Raw genomic sequence first — 16,542 nt, forward strand, 5'->3', positions numbered from 1 at the left:
ACGAGGACGGACGACATGACCGAGCATCCGATCGAGGTCGCTTCGACCGACATCGCCCTGGTGGGCCTGTCGGGGCGCTTCCCGAAGGCCGCCGACGCGGCCGAACTCTGGGCCAATGTCCGGGCGGGCCGCTCCGGCGTCACCCGGTTCACCGACGAGCAGCTCCGGGCCGCCGGGGTCGCGCAGCACCTGCTGGACGACCCCGACTACGTCAAGGCAGGGGCGGTGGTCGACGGCGTCGACCTGTTCGACGCGGGCTTCTTCGGGATCAACCCGAAGGAGGCGCAGATCCTCGACCCGCAGCACCGGCTGTTCCTTGAGCACAGCTGGCACGCGCTGGAGGACGCGGCCTGCGACCCGGCCCGTTTCGACGGCTCGATCGGGGTGTTCGCGGGCTGTGCCATCAGCAGCTACATGAACCACAACCTGGTTCCGGCCGGGGTCGCCCAGCAGGTCGGCGAACTGGCCATGGGCCTGGCCAACGACAAGGACTCGCTGCCCCTGCGGGTGGCCCACGCCCTCGGCCTGTCGGGCCCCGCCTACGGCATCCAGAGCTACTGCTCGACCTCGCTGGTCGCGGTCTGTGCCGCCGCCACCAGCCTCGCCGCGTTCGAGTGCGACCTCGCCCTGGCCGGCGGCGTCGCCATCACGGTGCCGGGCGGCACCGGCTACCTCTACCAGGCCGGCGGCATCAGCTCCCCCGACGGCGAGTGCCGCGCCTTCGACGCCTCCGGGCAGGGCAGCCTGCTGGGCAACGGCGTCGGTGTGGTCGCGCTGCGCCGCCTGGAGGACGCGCTGGAGGCCGGGGACCGCGTCTACGCGGTGATCCGGGGCTGGGCGGTCAACAACGACGCGGGCCGCAAGGTCGGTTTCACCGCGCCCGGCGTCGGCGGACAGGCCGAGGTGGTCGCCGAGGCGCTGGCCGCCGCCGGGCTGGAGCCCGGCGACATCACCTACGTGGAGGCCCACGGCACAGGCACGGCCCTCGGCGACGCGGCCGAACTCGCCGCGCTCCAGCAGGTGTTCGCGGGCGAGGAGCTGCTGCTCGGCTCGGTGAAGAGCAACGTCGGCCACCTCGACCGGGCCGCGGGCGTCACCGGACTGATCAAGGCGGCGCTCGCGCTGCACCACGAGGAGATCCCCGCCACCCTCAACCACTCCACACCCAACCCGCAACTCCTCTCCGGTGACGCCCGGCTGGAGGTCGTCACCGAGAACCGGCCCTGGCCGCGCGGCGAGAGCCCCCGGCGTGCCGGCGTCAGCGCCTTCGGTATCGGCGGCACCAACGCCCACGTGGTGATCGAGGAGGCGCCCGAGCGGCCGGTGCGCGCCGACGCCGCGCCGTCCTCGGCCCGTCCCGAGCTGCTGGTGTGGTCGGCGCGGACCGCCACGGCCGCCGACGAGGCGGGACGGCGCCTGGCCGCCCGCCTGGAGACGGAGCCCGTCCCGCTGGCCGATGTGGCCCACACCCTGCACACCGGGCGCGCCGTCCTCAGCCACCGCCGTGCCCTGGTCTCCCGCTCGGCGCGGGACGCGGCCCGCGGCATCCACGAGGGCGCGTACCTCGCCGGGCAGCAGGGCCGTACGGACCGGCCGGTCACCCTGTACCTGCCGGACGGCCCGATCCGGCTGCGTGACGCCGACGAACTGGCCGCGCGCGAGCCCGCGTTCCACACCGCCCTGGACGCGTGCCGCACGGCGCCCGGCGGAGCCGAGCCGGCCGGCCCGAACGACACGCAGACCTCCTTCCCGGTGGCCCACGCGCTGACGGCGCTGCTGCGCTCCTGGGGCGTCACGCCCGCCGCGTACGCCGGCCGCGGCTCGGGACGGCTCGTCGCCGACCGCCTGTCCGAGGCGCTCCCGCCCGCCGCCGCCCTGGAGGCGCTCGGGTCCACCGCGGTGGCGCACACCGGCTCCGGCGACACCCTCGCCGAGCTGCTCGCCGATGAGGAACGCGTCCTGCTGGTGCTGGGCACGGCCGACCTGTCCGGTCTGACGGCCGAGCAGCGGGAACGGGTCGTCGAGGCGCTGCCCGAGACGGCCGCCGACGACGGCCTGGCACTGGCCGAGGCCGTGGCCCGGCTCTGGCTGGCCGGCGCACCCGTCGACTGGGACACTTACGCCCAGGGCCGGAACGCCGTCCGGGTCGGTCTGCCCGGCTACCCGTTCGAGCGCCGGCGCTACTGGATCGACCCGCCCGCCGCCCCCGCCGGAAGCGACGGCACGCCTCAGCCGGCCCGGGACGGCTCCGCGCCGCAGGACTCCGGCCACGTCACGCTGCTGACCCCCCGCTGGACGCCCGACGAGGCCGGTGCGGCCGCCGCCGACGCCGGTCTCACCGGCCGCTACGCCCTCAGCCGGGACCGCCACGGTGTCGCCGACGCCCTGGCCGGCCTGCTGCGCGCGGCCGGCGTGGCCGACGTCGCCCTGGTGAACGAGGACGCGGAGGCCGAGGCCGCGACGGCTCCGGCCGAGGGCCCGCTGACCGTCGTTCACCTGGCCTCGCTGGACGCGCGGGAGCCCGGTGACGCGGTGCTCGCCGTCTCCCGGTTCCTGTCCTCCTGGGCGGGCCTGCCCAGCACGGACCGGGTGGTGCTCGCCACCCGGGGCGCGCGGGCCGTGTCCGACGGGGAGAGCGCCGACCCCGCCCAGGCCGCCCTCGCGGCCCTCCCGGTCGTGGCCGGGCAGGAGTACCCCGGCCTCGACAGCCGGGGCGTGGACCTCGACCCGGCGGCGGAGCCCGCACAGGCCGCCGCGCACCTGCTCGCCGAGTTGCGCCGGGTGGCCGCGGACCCGCTGACGGCGTACCGGTCCGGCCGCCGCCACCGCCCCTCCTACGTCCCGGCCGCCCCGGAAGGCGGCCACGGCGCGGGCCCGGCCGCCGAGACCGACGGAGCGGTGCGTGCCGGTGGCCGCTACCTGATCACCGGCGGTCTCGGTGACGTCGGCCTCCTCGTCGCCGGGCACCTGGTGCGCGGCGGCGCGGGTTCGGTCGTCCTGGCCGGCCGCTCCGGGCTCCCGGACGACCCGGCCCACCCGCGCCGGCGGGCGGTCGAGGAGCTGTCCGCGCTCGGCGCCGAGGTCCGCGCGGTGCGGCTGGACGTCACCGACGAGGCCGCCGTACGCGCCCTGTTCACCGACGGTGGCGGGACGTTCGACGGCGTGGTGCACGCCGCCGCCGACACCGCGCAGGACACCTTCCTCCCGCTGAGCGCCCTGGACGAGGAGACGGTACGACGCCACTTCGAGGCCAAGGTGGGCGGCGCGCGCACCCTGCGGGCGGTGCTGCGGGAGCTGCCCGCCGACGGCGCTCCGCGCTGGTGCGTGGTGTTCTCCTCCACCTCGGCCCACCTCGGCGGCCTGGCCTTCGGCGGCTACGCGGCGGCCAACGCGGCCCTCGCCGCCCACGCCGGGGGTGCGGCTGGCGACGCCACCCGCTGGATCTCCGCCGCCTGGGACACCTGGGCCCCCACCCTGGAACGTCTGGAGGGGCCGTTCGGCGCCGCGATGACCGCGCACGCCATGACCGTCGAGCAGGCACTCACCGCGTTCGACGGGCTGTTCACCCGGGCCGCCCGGTCCCTGGTGGTGGCCGCGGGCGGTCTGGGCGACCGGCTGCCCCGGCCGGCGGCGGCCCGGCCCACCGCACCAACGGTCCCGGCGGCCACCTTCCCGCGCCCGGAACTGCCCCAGCCCTACGTCTCCCCGGTCACCGCGACCCAGCGCGCCCTGGCCGCGCTGTGGACCGAGGTCCTGGCCATCGAGCCGGTCGGCATCCGGGACAACTTCTTCGACCTGGGCGGAAGTTCGCTGCTGGCCCTGCAGATGCTGGCCACGGTCAAGGAACGCTTCGGGGTGGCGGTGCCGACGGTCGCCCTGTTCGAGTCGCCGACCGTACGGGGCCTGGCCGGCGTCCTCGACGCGGGCGGCCCCCGCCCGGTCAGCGCGGCCCCGGCACCGGCAGCCGTGCCCGGACGCCCGGCGGCACCGGTCGACGCCGTACCCGCCGCGCGGGCCGAGCCGTCCGCCCCGGTGGCGAGGACCGCCACCACCGCCGAGCTGCCCGACGCCGACGAACTGGACCGCCGGATCGCCATCATCGGCATGGCGGGCCGCTTCCCGGGCGCGGGCGACGTGGTGGAGTTCTGGCGCAACCTGTGCGACGGCGTCGAGTCGGTCACCTTCTTCAGCCCGGAGGAGCTGATCGAGGCGGGGGTGGATCCGGACCTGGCCAACGACCCGGACTACGTGCCGGCCCGCCCGGTCCTGGACGACATCACCGGGTTCGACGCGGGGTTCTTCGGGATGAGCCCCCGCATGGCCGCGCTCACCGACCCCCAGCAGCGGCTCTTCCTGGAGGTCTGCTGGGAGGGACTGGAGCATGCCGGTTACGCCCACGAGGGGTACCGCGACCGGGTCGGCGTGTTCGGCGGCTCGAACCTCAGCACCTACCTGCTCGGTATGCTGCCGCAGCTCGTCGCGGAGGGCGACGTCAACCCGTACGAGCTGATCATGAGCAACGACAAGGACGCGCTGACCACCTCCGTGTCGTACCTGTTCAACCTCGACGGGCCGAGCGTGGCCGTACAGACGTTCTGCTCCACCTCGCTGGTGGCCGTGCACACGGCGGTGCGCAGCCTGCGGGCCGGGGAGTGCGGGACGGCGCTGGCCGGCGGCGTGTCCGTGGCCGTACCGGACCGCCGGGGACACCTGCGGCAGACCGGCGGGATGGACTCCCACGACGGCCACGTCCACTCCTTCGACGCGGAGGCCACCGGCACGCTGTTCGGCGACGGTGCGACCGTGGTCGTCCTGAAGCGGCTCTCCGACGCGCTGCGCGACGGGGACACCGTGCACGCGGTCATCCGGGGATCGGCGTTGAACAACGATGGCGCCCAGAAGGCGGGTTACACCGCGCCGAGCGTCACCGGACAGGCCGCGGCGGTGCGCGCGGCGCTGGTGGACGCCCAGGTCACCAGCGACGAGATCGGCTACGTGGAGGCGCACGGCACGGCCACCGAGCTGGGCGACCCGATCGAGATCGCCGCGCTCACCCGGGCGTTCGGACCGGCCGCCCGGCCGGGGTCGATCCCGATCGGCGCGGTGAAGACGAACATCGGTCACCTCAACCACGCCGCCGGCACGGCCGGACTGATCAAGACGGCGCTCACGGTGCGCGAGGGCGTGGTCCCCGCGTCCCTCAACTACACCCGCCCGAACCCGCAGATCGACTTCGCCGGCAGCCCGTTCTACGTCAACACCGGAACCGCCGCCTGGTCCGGCCCCGACGGCCGGCCGCGCATCGCCGGGCTCAACTCGCTCGGCATGGGAGGCACCAACGTGCACGTCGTGGTGGAGGAGCCGCCCGCGCCGCCGGCCCGGGGTCCGGAGATCCGCCGCCACCACCCGCTGGTGCTCTCGGCCCGGTCCGAGGCCGCCGCCGACCAGGCGGTGCGCGAGCTCGGTGAGCACCTGGCCGCGCACCCCGAACTACGTCCGACCGACGTGGCGTTCACCCTTCAGGCCGGGCGCAAGGTCTTCGAGCACCGGCGCGCGGCAGTGGTCGGCGGCACCGCCCACGCGGCGGCGGTGTTCTCCGGCGAAGACGAAGACACACCGGTGACGACCCGGGTGGAGACGGTCTCCGGCCGTCCTGTGGCGTTCCTCTTCGCCGGGGTCGGCGAGCAGTACCCCGGCCTGGTCGGCGACCTCCACCGGCACGAGCCGGTGTTCCGCGCCGAACTCGACCACTGCCTGGACCTGTTGGCGAAGGAGCTGCCGGACGTCGACCTGACCGGGCTGCTCACCGGCGACCGCCCGGGCGCGGGCCCCGACCTGGCCGCCCTGCTGGGCCGGGCCACCGGTCCGGCCGACGGGCGGGAGGCGGAGCTGGAGCGCACCGAGGTGGTGCAGCCGCTGATGTTCGCCGTGGACCACGCGCTGGCCCGCACGTTCCTGGCCTGGGGTGTACGGCCCTCGATGATGCTGGGCTACAGCCTCGGCGAGTACGTCGCCGCCTGCCTGGCCGGGGTGCTGTCGCTTCAGGACGCGATCGCCCTGGTCGCGCACCGGGCACGGCTGATCGGCGAGGCGGAACGCGGCTCGATGGTGGCCGTGCCGCTGAACGCGGAGCAGTTGCTCGACCGTTACGGACTGGCGGAGCGCGGACTGGACGTCGCCGCGGTGAACGGACCGTCCGCCGTGGTGGTGGCCGGGCCCGGCGAGGCCCTGGAGTCGCTGATCGCCGACCTTGCGCGGGACAGTGTCCCGGCGAGGCCGCTGCGCACCACGCACGCCTTCCACTCCCGGATGCTGGCGCCGCTCGCCGAACAGCTCACCGCCTGGGTGGCCGAGAACGTCACCCTCAACCCGCCCGCGTTGCCGTACCTGTCCAACGTCACCGGCGACGTCGCCGACGCCGCCCTGGTGTGCGACCCGGGCTACTGGGCCGCACACATGTGCCGCACGGTCCGGTTCGCGGACGCGGTGGAGCGGTTGCTGGCCGAGCCGGAGCTCGCGATGGTGGAGATCGGCCCGGGCCCGTCGCTGGGCGCGATGGTGCGCGGGGCCGACTGCCCTCCGCAGCGCTGGCCGCTGATCACCGCCACCCTGCCGGCGCAGAGCGATCCCCGCCCCGCCGACCTGGTGCTCACCGAGTGTGTCGCCCGGCTCTGGATGACGGGCGTCGACCTCGACTGGGCCGCCTACCACGGGTCCGGTCCCGCCACCACCGCGCTCCACCAGGGCGCCACGCCGGGCCGGGTGCCGCTGCCGACGTATCCCTTCCAGCGCCAGCGCTACTGGATCGACCCCGCACCGATGCCCGGTGGCCGGGCCGCGCCGGCGCTGTCCGCCGGGCCGCTGGAGGAGCCGACCTCCTTCGCCGACCTGGAACGCGTGCCGTTGCTGCCGGAGGAGCAGTGGCTGTGGCAGCCGGTGTGGCGGCAGACGGCCGCTCCCGCCCCCGCCGAGGGGCAGCCGGGCCACTGGCTGGTCTACACCGACGGTGCGGCCGCCGAGCGGATCCTGGCGGAACTGCGCCGGGCCGCGGAGAGGGACGGCGCGACGGTCACCGCGGTCCGGCCCGGTGACGGCCACACCGAACTGCCGGACGGCGACCGCACGGTCCGCCCCGGCAGCCATGAGGATGCCCTGGACCTCCTGACGGACCTGCGCGGACGCGGGCTGAAGCTGGAGCGGGTGGTCCACCTGTGGACGCTCGGCGACATCGACGCCGACGACGACGAGAGCACCGACGACGAGACGGTGCGGCGCGGCCTGCACACCGTGGTCGCGCTGGCCCGCGCGGCCGACGAACTCGGCCGCCTCGACTGGGAGCTCGACCTGGTCACCGCGGGTGTCCACCAGGTGCTGGACGGCACGGAGGTGCGCCCCGCCGCGGCCACCCTGGTCGGTCCGTCACTGGTGGTGCCCCTGGAGTATCCGGGGATCAGCACCCGCCTGATCGACGCGCTGCCCGGCGTCCAGGCCGCCTCGGTCGCCGCGGAGCTGCGCCGGCCCCGCGCCGACCTGATGGTGGCGCTGCGCGGCGCCCGGCGCTGGGTCCCGCGGTACGAGTCCCTGCACCCGGCCGACCCCGAGGCGGTGGCGGAGGACCTGCTGCGCGAGGAGGGCGTCTACCTGATCACCGGCGGGCTGGGCGGGATCGGCCTGGCCATGGCGGAGCGGCTGGCCCGCTCCTGCCGGGCGCGGTTGGTGCTGATGGGCCGGCGCGGGCTCCCGCCACGCGAGCGATGGGAGGCCATCGCGTCCGGCGCCGAGCAGGCCGAGGACGCGGTGCGCGAGCGGGTCCGCCAGGTGCTGGGGCTGCTCGCCCTGGGCGCCCAGGTGGAGATCGTGGGCGGCGACGCGGCGGACCCCCGCGACATGCGCCGGGCGGTGGGCGCCGCCCAGGAGCGGTTCGGCGCGCTGCACGGCGTGCTGCACGCCGCCGGCGTGGCGGGCACCGGCCTGATCCAGTTCAAGGAACCGGAGGACTCCGAGCTGGTGCTCGCCCCGAAGGTCGCCGGCCTGCGGGCCCTGACCGAGGCGCTGGGGATCGGCGGGCCGGACGAGACGGAGCTGGACTTCCTGGTCCTGTTCTCGTCCATCACCTCCGCCACCGGCGGCGGTCCGGGCCAGGTCGACTACTGTGCCGCCAACGCCTATCTGGACGCCGCGGCGGCGCGGCTCGCTCAGGGCGGCCGCCGGGTGGTCTCCATCAGCTGGGGCGAATGGACCTGGAACGCCTGGGACTTCGGCCTGGCGGGCTACGACGACGAACTGCAGTCGTTCTTCCGCCAGCACCGCGCGACCTTCGGCATCGGCTTCGACGAGGGCTGGCGGTGCCTGCTGCGGGCCCTGGCCACCGGTGAGCCGCGCGTGGTGGTGTCCACCCAGGACCTGCCGACCATCGTCCGCTACAGCACCGGCTTCACCGTCGAGGCGGTCCTCACCCCGGCGGTCGCGGGCACCACGTCCGGTACCCGCCACCCGAGGCCGGACCTGCTGACTCCGTACCGGCAGCCGGAGGGGCCGGCCGAGGAGGCCGTCGCCGGGGTCTGGTGCGAGCACCTGAAGCTGGAGTCCGTCGGATCGCTGGACAACTTCTTCGAGCTCGGCGGCAGTTCGCTCCTCGGTATCGCCGTGCTGGCCCAGCTCCGCCGCTCCTTCCCGGACGCCGAGCTGCCGCCCCGCGTGCTGTACGAGGCCCCCACGGTCGAGGCGCTGGCCCGCGTGGTCCAGGGCGTGGGGACACCGGTCGGCCCGGTCGGCCACCGGACGGCCTGACCGCACCCGCCCGTCCGCCTCACCGCATCCGCATCACCCCGCACACCCCCGACCACCCCGCACAGAAACGGAGAACAGTGGCATGACCGTCGTAGGAGTCGTCGGCGCCGGCGTCATGGGAACAGGCGTCGCCCAAAACCTCGCACAGTACGGCTTCGAGACCGTCCTGGTGGACGTCTCGGAGGAGAACCTGGCCGACGCCAGGGCGGTGATCGCCCGCAATGCCCGTCTCAGTGGCCTGATGGGCGGCCCGACCCTGGACCCCGACGAGATCCTCGGCCGGATCACCACGGCCGTGGGTCTGGACGCCCTCGCCAAGGCCGATTTCGTGATCGAGAACGTCACCGAGGACTGGGACACCAAGAAGGGCGTCCACCAGGAGCTCGACCGGGTGCTCTCCCCGACCGCGATCGTGATCGTGAACACCTCGGCGATTCCGATCACCCGGGTCGCCTCCCTCGGCTCCCACCCCGAGCGCGTGGTGGGTGTCCACTTCATGAACCCGGTGCCGGCCAAGCCGGTGGTGGAGCTGATCCCCGGCTTCCACACCAGCACGGAGACCGTGGAGAGCACCCGGACGTTCCTGGCCGGCTTCGGCAAGCGGGCCGTCGACGTCAAGGACGCGTCCGGTTTCGTCTCCAACCGGGTGCTCATGCTCACGGTGAACGAGGCGGCGTTCCTGGTGTACGAGGGCGTCGCCACCGCCGAGTCCGTCGACGAGGTCTTCCGGGGCTGCTTCGGCCACCCGATGGGCCCGCTGGAGACCGCCGACCTGATCGGCGTCGACACGATCCTCTACAGCGTCGAGGTGCTCTACGAGCACTACGCCGACAGCAAGTACCGCCCCTGCCCGCTGCTGAAGCAGATGACGGACGCCGGGCTGCACGGCCGGAAGACCGGCCGTGGCTTCTACACCTACGGAACTCAGGAGTAAACGATCATGACCACTGTCGCCCTCACCGCCGCCGAGCGCATCACCTCCTTCGTCCGCGGCCGCTTCCCGCAGGCAGATCTCACTCCGGACCAGGACATCTTCGCCCTCGGCTACATCAACTCCCTCTTCGCGATGGAACTCGTGATGTTCATCGAGAAGACCTTCGGTGTCGCCGTTCCCAACGGCGAGCTGAAGATCGACAACTTCCGCACCGTCGCCGCGATGTCGGCGCTGGTCGGTCGGCTGGACGCGTCCGCCTGACCGGCGGCGCACACGAGAGAACCGAGGAGGATCAGCATGACGACCACGGTCGTGTCGCCGCCGGCAGGCGGCACGCGGACCGGTGGCCCGGCCGTCGACCGGGCTTCGGTACGCGCGTTCGTCGACGAGTTCGTCACCCCATACGCCGACGACTGGGACCAGGCCGGTTACGTACCCGGCGAACTCCTGGAGCGCCTCGGCGCGCTGGGCCTGTGGGCCCCGTTCCTGCCCCGGCGCCTGGGCGGCCAGGGCCTCGACCTGGTGACCCTGGGCGAGGTGCACGAGGAGGTCGGCCGCGGCTGCTCCTCGGTCCGCTCCCTGCTCACCGTGCACACCATGCTGTCGTGGGCCCTGCTGCGCTGGGGCTCGCCCGGACAGGTGGAGCGGTGGGCGCCCTCGCTCGCCGACGGCAGCGTGCGCGGTGTGTTCTGCCTGTCCGAACCGGGCGCGGGCAGCGACGCGGCCGGCATCACCACCTCCGCCGTCCCGCACCGGGGCGGCTGGCTGCTCAACGGCCGCAAGAAGTGGACCACCGGCGGACAGATCGCCGGCCTCTTCCTGGTGTTCGCCCACACCGAGACCTCGATCGTGGCGCTCCTCGTCCCCAAGGACACCCCCGGGGTGCGCGTCACACCGATCAACGAGATCTTCGGCACCCGGGCCTCCCTGCTCGCCGAGATCGATTTCGACCACGTGGAGTTGGGGCCGGACGCGCTGCTCGGCCCGAGCTCCTTCGCCTCCGGCATGGTGCTCAGCGGCACCCTCGACCTGGGCCGGTACAGCGTGGCCTGCGGCTCGGTCGGCATCGTCCAGGCCTGCCTGGACGCCAGCGCCGACTACGCCGGCCGGCGCACGGTGGGCGGCGCCGCGCTGCGAGAACTCCCGCTGATCCGCGCCAAGCTCACCGACATGGTGACCGACGTACGGGCGGCCCGGCTGCTGTGCCGGCAGGCCGGGGAGCTCAAGGACGCCGGGGACCCGTCGACCATCATGGCCACCTGGGTGGCGAAGTACTTCGCGTCGACCGCCGCCGCCCGGCACTCCACCGAAGCGGTGCAGATCCACGGCGCCAACGGCTTGACCCCCGACTACCCGGTGGCCCGTCTGATGCGGGACGCCAAGGTCACCGAGATCATCGAGGGCAGCAACGAGATCCAGCGGCTGACCATCGCCGACGAGGCGTTCCGCGAGAGGACGCCCGGAACAGGAGGAACGCTGTGACCACAGCGATACAGCCGCCGGCCGCCGAGCAGGCGGAGGACCCGTACCGCAAGCCGGTCCGCGGCCGGATCAAGTGCGTGGTGTGGGACCTCGACAACACCCTGTGGGACGGGGTGCTGCTGGAGGACGGTGACGTCACCGTGCGCCCCGGCGTGGTGGAACACATCCGCCGCCTGGACGCGCTGGGCATCCTGCACTCCGTGGCCAGCAAGAACGACCATGACACCGCCATGGCCAAACTCGGCAAACTGGGCCTGGAGAAGCTGTTCCTCTGCCCGAGGATCGGCTGGAACCCGAAGTCCGATTCGGTGAGGACCATCGCCGCCCGGCTCAACCTCGGTCTGGACGCGTTCGCCTTCGTCGACGACCAGGACTTCGAGCTGGCCGAGATGGAGTTCTCGCTGCCCGAGGTGACCCGGATCAACGCCGCGGACATCGACACGGAGCTGCTCCGCGACGAGTTCCGGCCCCGGTTCACGTCCGACGAGTCCGCGAACCGCCGCGAGATGTACCGCAGCCAGCTCGCCAGGGAGGAATTGGAGAGCGAGTTCACCGGCACCAGCGAGGAGTTCCTGGCCGGCCTGGACATGGCCTTCACCATCGCTCCGGCCGCCCGGGAGGACCTCCAGCGGGCGGAGGAGCTCACCGTCCGCACCAACCAGCTCAACGCCACCGGCCGCACCTACTCCTACGACGAGCTGGACGAGCTGCGCGAGTCCCCCGATCATCTGCTGCTGGTCGCCGAGCTCACCGACCGCTTCGGCTCCTACGGCAAGATCGGCCTCGCCCTGGTGGAGAAGGGCGCGCCGGACTGGCGGCTGCGGATGCTGCTGATGTCCTGCCGGGTGATGTCCCGCGGCGTCGGCTCGGTGCTGCTCGGCCATCTGATGCGTCTGGCCCGCGATGCCGGAGCCGGCCTGACCGCCGACTTCGTGGAGACCGGCCGCAACCGGATGATGCAGATCACCTACGCCTTCGCGGGGTTCCGCGAGGTGAGCCGCGAGGGCGACCGGGTGGTGCTGGCCGCCGACCTGAGCCAGACGCAGGACGCCCCCGGCTACGTACGGCTGGAGGTCAGGCCATGAGCACGGTCGTCGCGCCCGCCGAGGCGTCCCGCGCGGGGAGGCCGGCCGGCGCCTGGTTCCCCTTCGCCGAGCATCCGGGCAGCGACGGCCCGCTGCTGTACTGCCTGCCGCACGCGGGCGGTTCCGCCTCCGTCTTCCGGTCCTGGTTCGGCCGGATCGGGTCGGCCTCGGTCCGGCCGGTCCAGCTGCCCGGCCGCGAGACGCGGTTGCAAGAGGTCCCGTACGACGCCATGGACCTGCTGGTTCCCGACCTCGCGGAGGCCGTCCTGGCCGACCTGGCCGCGGGTCGGCCAGGACGCCCGTTCGCCGTGTACGGGCACAGTCTGGGCGCGACGATCGCCTTCGAGCTGGTCCGGGAGATCCGCCGCAGGCAGGGGCCGGACCCGGTCCATCTGATCGTGTCCGGCTGCCCGGCCCCCGGCGGCGGCTGGGCCACCGAGGGCGAGGACGACCCGCGGATGACGGGGGCGAGCGACGACGAGGTGGTCGCGCTGCTGCGGCGCATCGGCGGAACCCCGGAGTGGATGCTCACGGACCCATCGGTCCTGCGGCTCATCCTGCCGCCGTTCCGCGCGGACTTCACGGTCAAGGAGTCGTACCGGTACCGTGCCGAACCGCCGCTGACCGTGCCCGTCACGGCGCTGGCCGCCAACGGCGACCCCCGCGGGCCGGCCTCCGGCATGGCCGAATGGAAGCGGGGGACGACCGGCCCGTCGACCCTGCACACCCTGTCCGGCGGGCACTTCGCGGTACTCGCGCAGGCCGAAATCACTCACAGGCACATCGAGCGCGCGCTGCGGAGTGCGGTATGACCACCCTGCACGCCGTCCCGCCCGGCGCGGCGGCGGAGGCCGACCGGACCGACGGGACGCTGACCGGCTGGTTCCTGCGGGGGCTCGCCCTCGGCCCGGGCGCCGAGGCGCTCCGGGCCGGGGCGGACCGGGTGACGTACGGGGAACTGCACGAGCGGGCCCTCGCCCTGGCCGGTGCCGTCACGGCGGCCGTGCCGGGCGGGCGGCCCCGCCGGGTCGGCCTGCTGGGCGCCCGGTCCGTGACGGCGTACGCGGGCCATCTCGCCGCCGGCTACGCGGGGGCGGCCGTCGTCCCCCTCAACCCCGCCTTCCCGGCGGAGCGCACCGCGCACATGATCACCGCGGCCGGGGTGGACGTGCTGATCGTGGCCGCGGAGGGCGAGGCCGCGCTGCCCGCCCTCGCCGGGGTCGTGGACCGCGTCCCGGTGGTGCGGTGGCCGTCGCCGCACGCACCCCTGACCGGGCTGCGCCCGGCGGACCCCGACGACGTGGCGTACATCCTGTTCACCTCGGGCTCGACGGGCCGCCCCAAGGGCGTGCCGGTGCTGCACCGCAACGTGGACGCGTATCTGCGGTTCGTCCACGACCGCTACCGCTTCCACCCGGGCGACGTCTTCTCACAGACCTTCGACCTCACCTTCGACCTGTCGGTGTTCGACCTGTACGGCGCCTGGGGGGCGGGCGGCACCCTGGTGAGCGTGCCCCCCACGGCTTACGCGTCGCTGGAGAGGTTCGTCGCCGACCACGGCATCACTGTGTGGTTCTCCGCGCCCAGCCTGATCTCCCAGCTGTCCCGCAGGCCGCGGGGACTGGCGGCCGACTCGATGCCCTCGCTGCGCTGGAGCCTGTTCTGCGGGGAACCGCTGCTGGCCCACGACGCAACGTGCTGGCAGAGCGCCGCGCCCGCTTCCGCGGTGGAGAACCTGTACGGCCCCACCGAGCTCACCATCTCCTGCACCGTCCACCGCTGGGACCCGGTGCGCTCGCCCGGTCGCTGCGTCAACGGCATGGTGCCCATCGGCACGTTCCATCCCGGTCTGCGGTATCTGGTGCACGAGGGTGAACTCTGCGTGACCGGGGACCAGATGTTCCCCGGGTATCTGGACCCGGCGGACGACGAAGGCCGGTTCCTGGACGTCGACGGCGCCCGCTGGTACCGCACCGGGGACCTGGTGCGTGAACGCGACGACGGCGAGCTGGCCTGCCTCGGGCGCCTCGACCAGCAGGTGCAGATCCATGGCATACGGGTCGAGCTCGCCGAAGTCGAGTGCGCCTTGCGGCGGGTGGACGGTGTACGCGACGCGGTCGTGGTGGCGGCGGACGGCGAACTCACTGCCTACCTGCTGGGCACGGTGCGGCCGCCGGCCGAACTGGCCCGGTCGCTGGCCGAGTTCCTGCCCCGTCCGCTCGTACCGCGCCGCTTCGTGCACCTGGACGCGTACCCGCTGAACGCCAACCGCAAGGTCGACCGCAAGGAGCTGACCGCCCGCGCGGCCCGGCACGTGTGAGGCCCGTTCCGCCCCGGCAACCGGGGCGGAACGGGCCTGACCGGGTCACCGGTACCGCGTCACAGCAGGTGGCTGCGGCCCCACCCGCGGGAGAGCCGGTAGGCGGCGAGCACGCCGAAGACCAAGGTGATGGCCAGGCACACCAGGACGGGCCGGACCATCCCCGCACCGTCCCCGGACAGCGCGGCGCGCAGCAGGGACATCGCCCAGTAGCCGGGCGAGAACGGCGCGACGTGCTGGGCCCAGCCCGGCATCAGATCCACCGGCACCAGTGCCCCTCCGAGCGCGCTGATGGAGATGGCCCCCAGGTCGGTGACCATGCCCAGGTCGCCCCGGCTGCGGGCCACGGTGGCCAGGAACGCTCCCATGGACAGCAGGGCGAGCCCCCACACGGCGACGGCGAGCGCCACCCAGCCGATCACGGAGCCGGGCAGGTCCAGCCCGAGCACCAGCGAGCCGTACGCCATCAGTACGCACTGCTGGACCAGCAGGACCACGAAGCCGGGCACCATCTTGCCGAGCAGCAGTTCGGCCCGGCCGGCCCGGGTGCTCCGGAGCCGGTCCCAGGTGCGCCACTCCCTCTCGACCATGATCGAGTTGCCCACGACGGCCAGCGCGAAGACCGAGAACATCACCAGCGGACCCGTGACCGCCTGCACGGTCCCGCTGTCCAGGGCCTCCATGTACAAGGGCTTGAGGACGAGCATCAGCACCATGGGGATCGCCACGTAGCTGATCAGTTGTCCGGGGTCGCGCAACCGCAGGATGAGGTTGTGCCGGACGAGCAGTCCGGTGCGCAGCAGGGTGTCAGTCGCCATCGAGTACCGCCAGGGATCGGTAGAGGTCGTCGAGATCGGGCTTGCGGACGTCGACCGACGCCACCGGCCGGCTGGCCCCCGCGAGCATCCCGACCAGGGTGCCCGTCGGGTCGTCGGTGGAGCGGCGGTCCTCGGTTCCGTCTTCGAAGGTGAGCCGTACCTCGCCCGGCAGGCCGGTGAGCAGCTCGGCGGCGGTGCCGCGGGCGACCACGCGACCACGCTTGGCCACCGCCAGGGTGGCGTCCAGCTCGGTCAGTTCGGCGAGGTAGTGGGTGGTGTAGACCACGGCCGCGCCGTCGTCGGCCCGGCGGCGGACGGTGTCGAGGAGCGCCTGGCGGGTCTCCGGGTCTGCGCCTGCGGTGGGTTCGTCGAGCAGCAGCAGGGCGGGCCGGTGTATCAGCGCGGTGCCGGCCTGCGCGCGGCGCTGCTGGCCACCGGAGAGGAACCCGGCGGGCCGGTCGAGGAACTCGGTGAGCCGCAGGTCGGCGGCGACCTCGTCGACCGCGTCGCTCAGTGCGCCGCGGCGCAGCCCGGAGAGGCCGCCGAACAGCTTGAGATGCTCGCGGACCGTGAACGACGGGTAGAGCGCGAGGTGCTGGGGGGAGACCCCGACCAGGTGGCGGGCGGTGTGCGGGTCGTGGCCGGCGACGCTCACGGTGCCGCCGTCGGCGCGGATCAGCCCGGAGACGACCTCCACGAAGGTGGTCTTGCCCGCTCCGTTGTGGCCGACCAGACCGACGATCTCGCCCGGTGCGACGCTCAGGGTGAAGCCGCCGAGGGCCTCGACATCGCCGTAGCGCTTGGTCAGCCCGGTGACCTCCAGCACGGGTTCGGCGGGCCGCTTCTCGGGCGGCCGCGTACTCCCGGGGCCGGAGGTGGCGCGTTGCGTGGGCGGTGACGGGGGCGCTGGGATCTTCATTCGGGCTCCTGTGTGAATGCTCCACGGTGACCCGGGGCTGGGGTACCCCGGGTCAGGGGCGAAACGGACCGGACCGTCACCGCTCGCGCGGTAGCGTGCTGACGGTCCGTGGCCGGGCGATCGGCGTCCGGCACGCCCGTGCGCCGCGTCAGCCGGATCCGCCGGCAGAGGACCCCTGCCGGCGGATCCGCCCG

General features: G+C 73.8%; 9 protein-coding genes. 7 read left to right on the plus strand and 2 right to left on the minus strand.

Annotated features, from left to right (window positions below):
• Window positions 1–15 precede the first annotated feature (15 nt).
• The 7 genes from OG936_RS02980 to OG936_RS03010 all read left to right on the plus strand — a co-directional run bounded on the left by OG936_RS02980 (window position 16) and on the right by OG936_RS03010 (window position 14,611).
• Window positions 16–8,790 carry an SDR family NAD(P)-dependent oxidoreductase gene (locus OG936_RS02980; protein WP_406492314.1) on the plus strand — a complete coding sequence of 2,925 codons (8,775 nt, stop codon included), beginning with the start codon at window positions 16–18 and terminating at the stop codon, window positions 8,788–8,790.
• An 82-nt stretch (window positions 8,791–8,872) separates the two neighbouring features.
• Window positions 8,873–9,724 (plus strand): 3-hydroxyacyl-CoA dehydrogenase family protein, encoded by an 852-nt coding sequence (locus OG936_RS02985; RefSeq protein ID WP_406492315.1) that lies wholly within the window; start codon window positions 8,873–8,875, stop codon window positions 9,722–9,724.
• 6 nt (window positions 9,725–9,730) lie between these two features.
• Complete coding sequence (locus tag OG936_RS02990; RefSeq protein WP_406492317.1) at window positions 9,731–9,985, plus strand: acyl carrier protein; 255 nt, start codon at window positions 9,731–9,733, stop codon at window positions 9,983–9,985.
• 36 nt (window positions 9,986–10,021) lie between these two features.
• Window positions 10,022–11,206: an acyl-CoA dehydrogenase family protein gene (locus OG936_RS02995; protein WP_406492319.1), complete on the plus strand. Its 1,185-nt coding sequence runs from the start codon at window positions 10,022–10,024 to the stop codon at window positions 11,204–11,206.
• On the plus strand, window positions 11,203–12,291 hold the full coding sequence (locus OG936_RS03000; RefSeq protein ID WP_406492321.1) for an HAD-IIIC family phosphatase: 1,089 nt from the start codon (window positions 11,203–11,205) through the stop codon (window positions 12,289–12,291). Before OG936_RS02995 ends, OG936_RS03000 begins: the two co-directional genes overlap by 4 nt.
• Window positions 12,288–13,103, plus strand: a complete 816-nt coding sequence (locus OG936_RS03005; RefSeq protein WP_406492323.1) for a thioesterase II family protein — start codon at window positions 12,288–12,290, stop codon at window positions 13,101–13,103. Before OG936_RS03000 ends, OG936_RS03005 begins: the two co-directional genes overlap by 4 nt.
• The gene (locus OG936_RS03010) at window positions 13,100–14,611 is read left to right on the plus strand and encodes an AMP-binding protein (RefSeq protein WP_406492325.1); all 1,512 of its coding nucleotides are present in this window, start codon (window positions 13,100–13,102) and stop codon (window positions 14,609–14,611) included. Before OG936_RS03005 ends, OG936_RS03010 begins: the two co-directional genes overlap by 4 nt.
• A 59-nt stretch (window positions 14,612–14,670) precedes the next feature.
• Here the strand turns inward: OG936_RS03010 and OG936_RS03015 are convergent, their stop codons facing one another.
• Both OG936_RS03015 and OG936_RS03020 read right to left on the minus strand, forming a co-directional pair.
• Window positions 14,671–15,429: an ABC transporter permease gene (locus OG936_RS03015; protein ID WP_406492327.1), complete on the minus strand. Its 759-nt coding sequence runs from the start codon at window positions 15,427–15,429 to the stop codon at window positions 14,671–14,673.
• Complete coding sequence (locus tag OG936_RS03020) at window positions 15,419–16,348, minus strand: ABC transporter ATP-binding protein (protein ID WP_406492329.1); 930 nt, start codon at window positions 16,346–16,348, stop codon at window positions 15,419–15,421. The genes OG936_RS03015 and OG936_RS03020 overlap by 11 nt, the downstream gene beginning before the upstream one ends.
• Window positions 16,349–16,542 lie beyond the last annotated feature (194 nt).

Origin of the sequence: Streptomyces sp. NBC_00846, from assembly GCF_045207325.1 — a bacterium.
Classification (GTDB): domain Bacteria; phylum Actinomycetota; class Actinomycetes; order Streptomycetales; family Streptomycetaceae; genus Streptomyces.

Bases quoted from the DNA above. Each gene is read 5' to 3' on its own strand.
- OG936_RS02980 (WP_406492314.1), top strand. From the start codon at position 16: ATGACCGAGCATCCGATCGAGGTCGCTTCGACCGACATCGCCCTGGTG.
- OG936_RS02985 (WP_406492315.1), top strand. From the start codon at position 8,873: ATGACCGTCGTAGGAGTCGTCGGCGCCGGCGTCATGGGAACAGGCGTC.
- OG936_RS02990 (WP_406492317.1), top strand. From the start codon at position 9,731: ATGACCACTGTCGCCCTCACCGCCGCCGAGCGCATCACCTCCTTCGTC.
- OG936_RS02995 (WP_406492319.1), top strand. From the start codon at position 10,022: ATGACGACCACGGTCGTGTCGCCGCCGGCAGGCGGCACGCGGACCGGT.
- OG936_RS03005 (WP_406492323.1), top strand. From the start codon at position 12,288: ATGAGCACGGTCGTCGCGCCCGCCGAGGCGTCCCGCGCGGGGAGGCCG.
- OG936_RS03010 (WP_406492325.1), top strand. From the start codon at position 13,100: ATGACCACCCTGCACGCCGTCCCGCCCGGCGCGGCGGCGGAGGCCGAC.
- OG936_RS03015 (WP_406492327.1), bottom strand. From the start codon at position 15,429: ATGGCGACTGACACCCTGCTGCGCACCGGACTGCTCGTCCGGCACAAC.
- OG936_RS03020 (WP_406492329.1), bottom strand. From the start codon at position 16,348: ATGAAGATCCCAGCGCCCCCGTCACCGCCCACGCAACGCGCCACCTCC.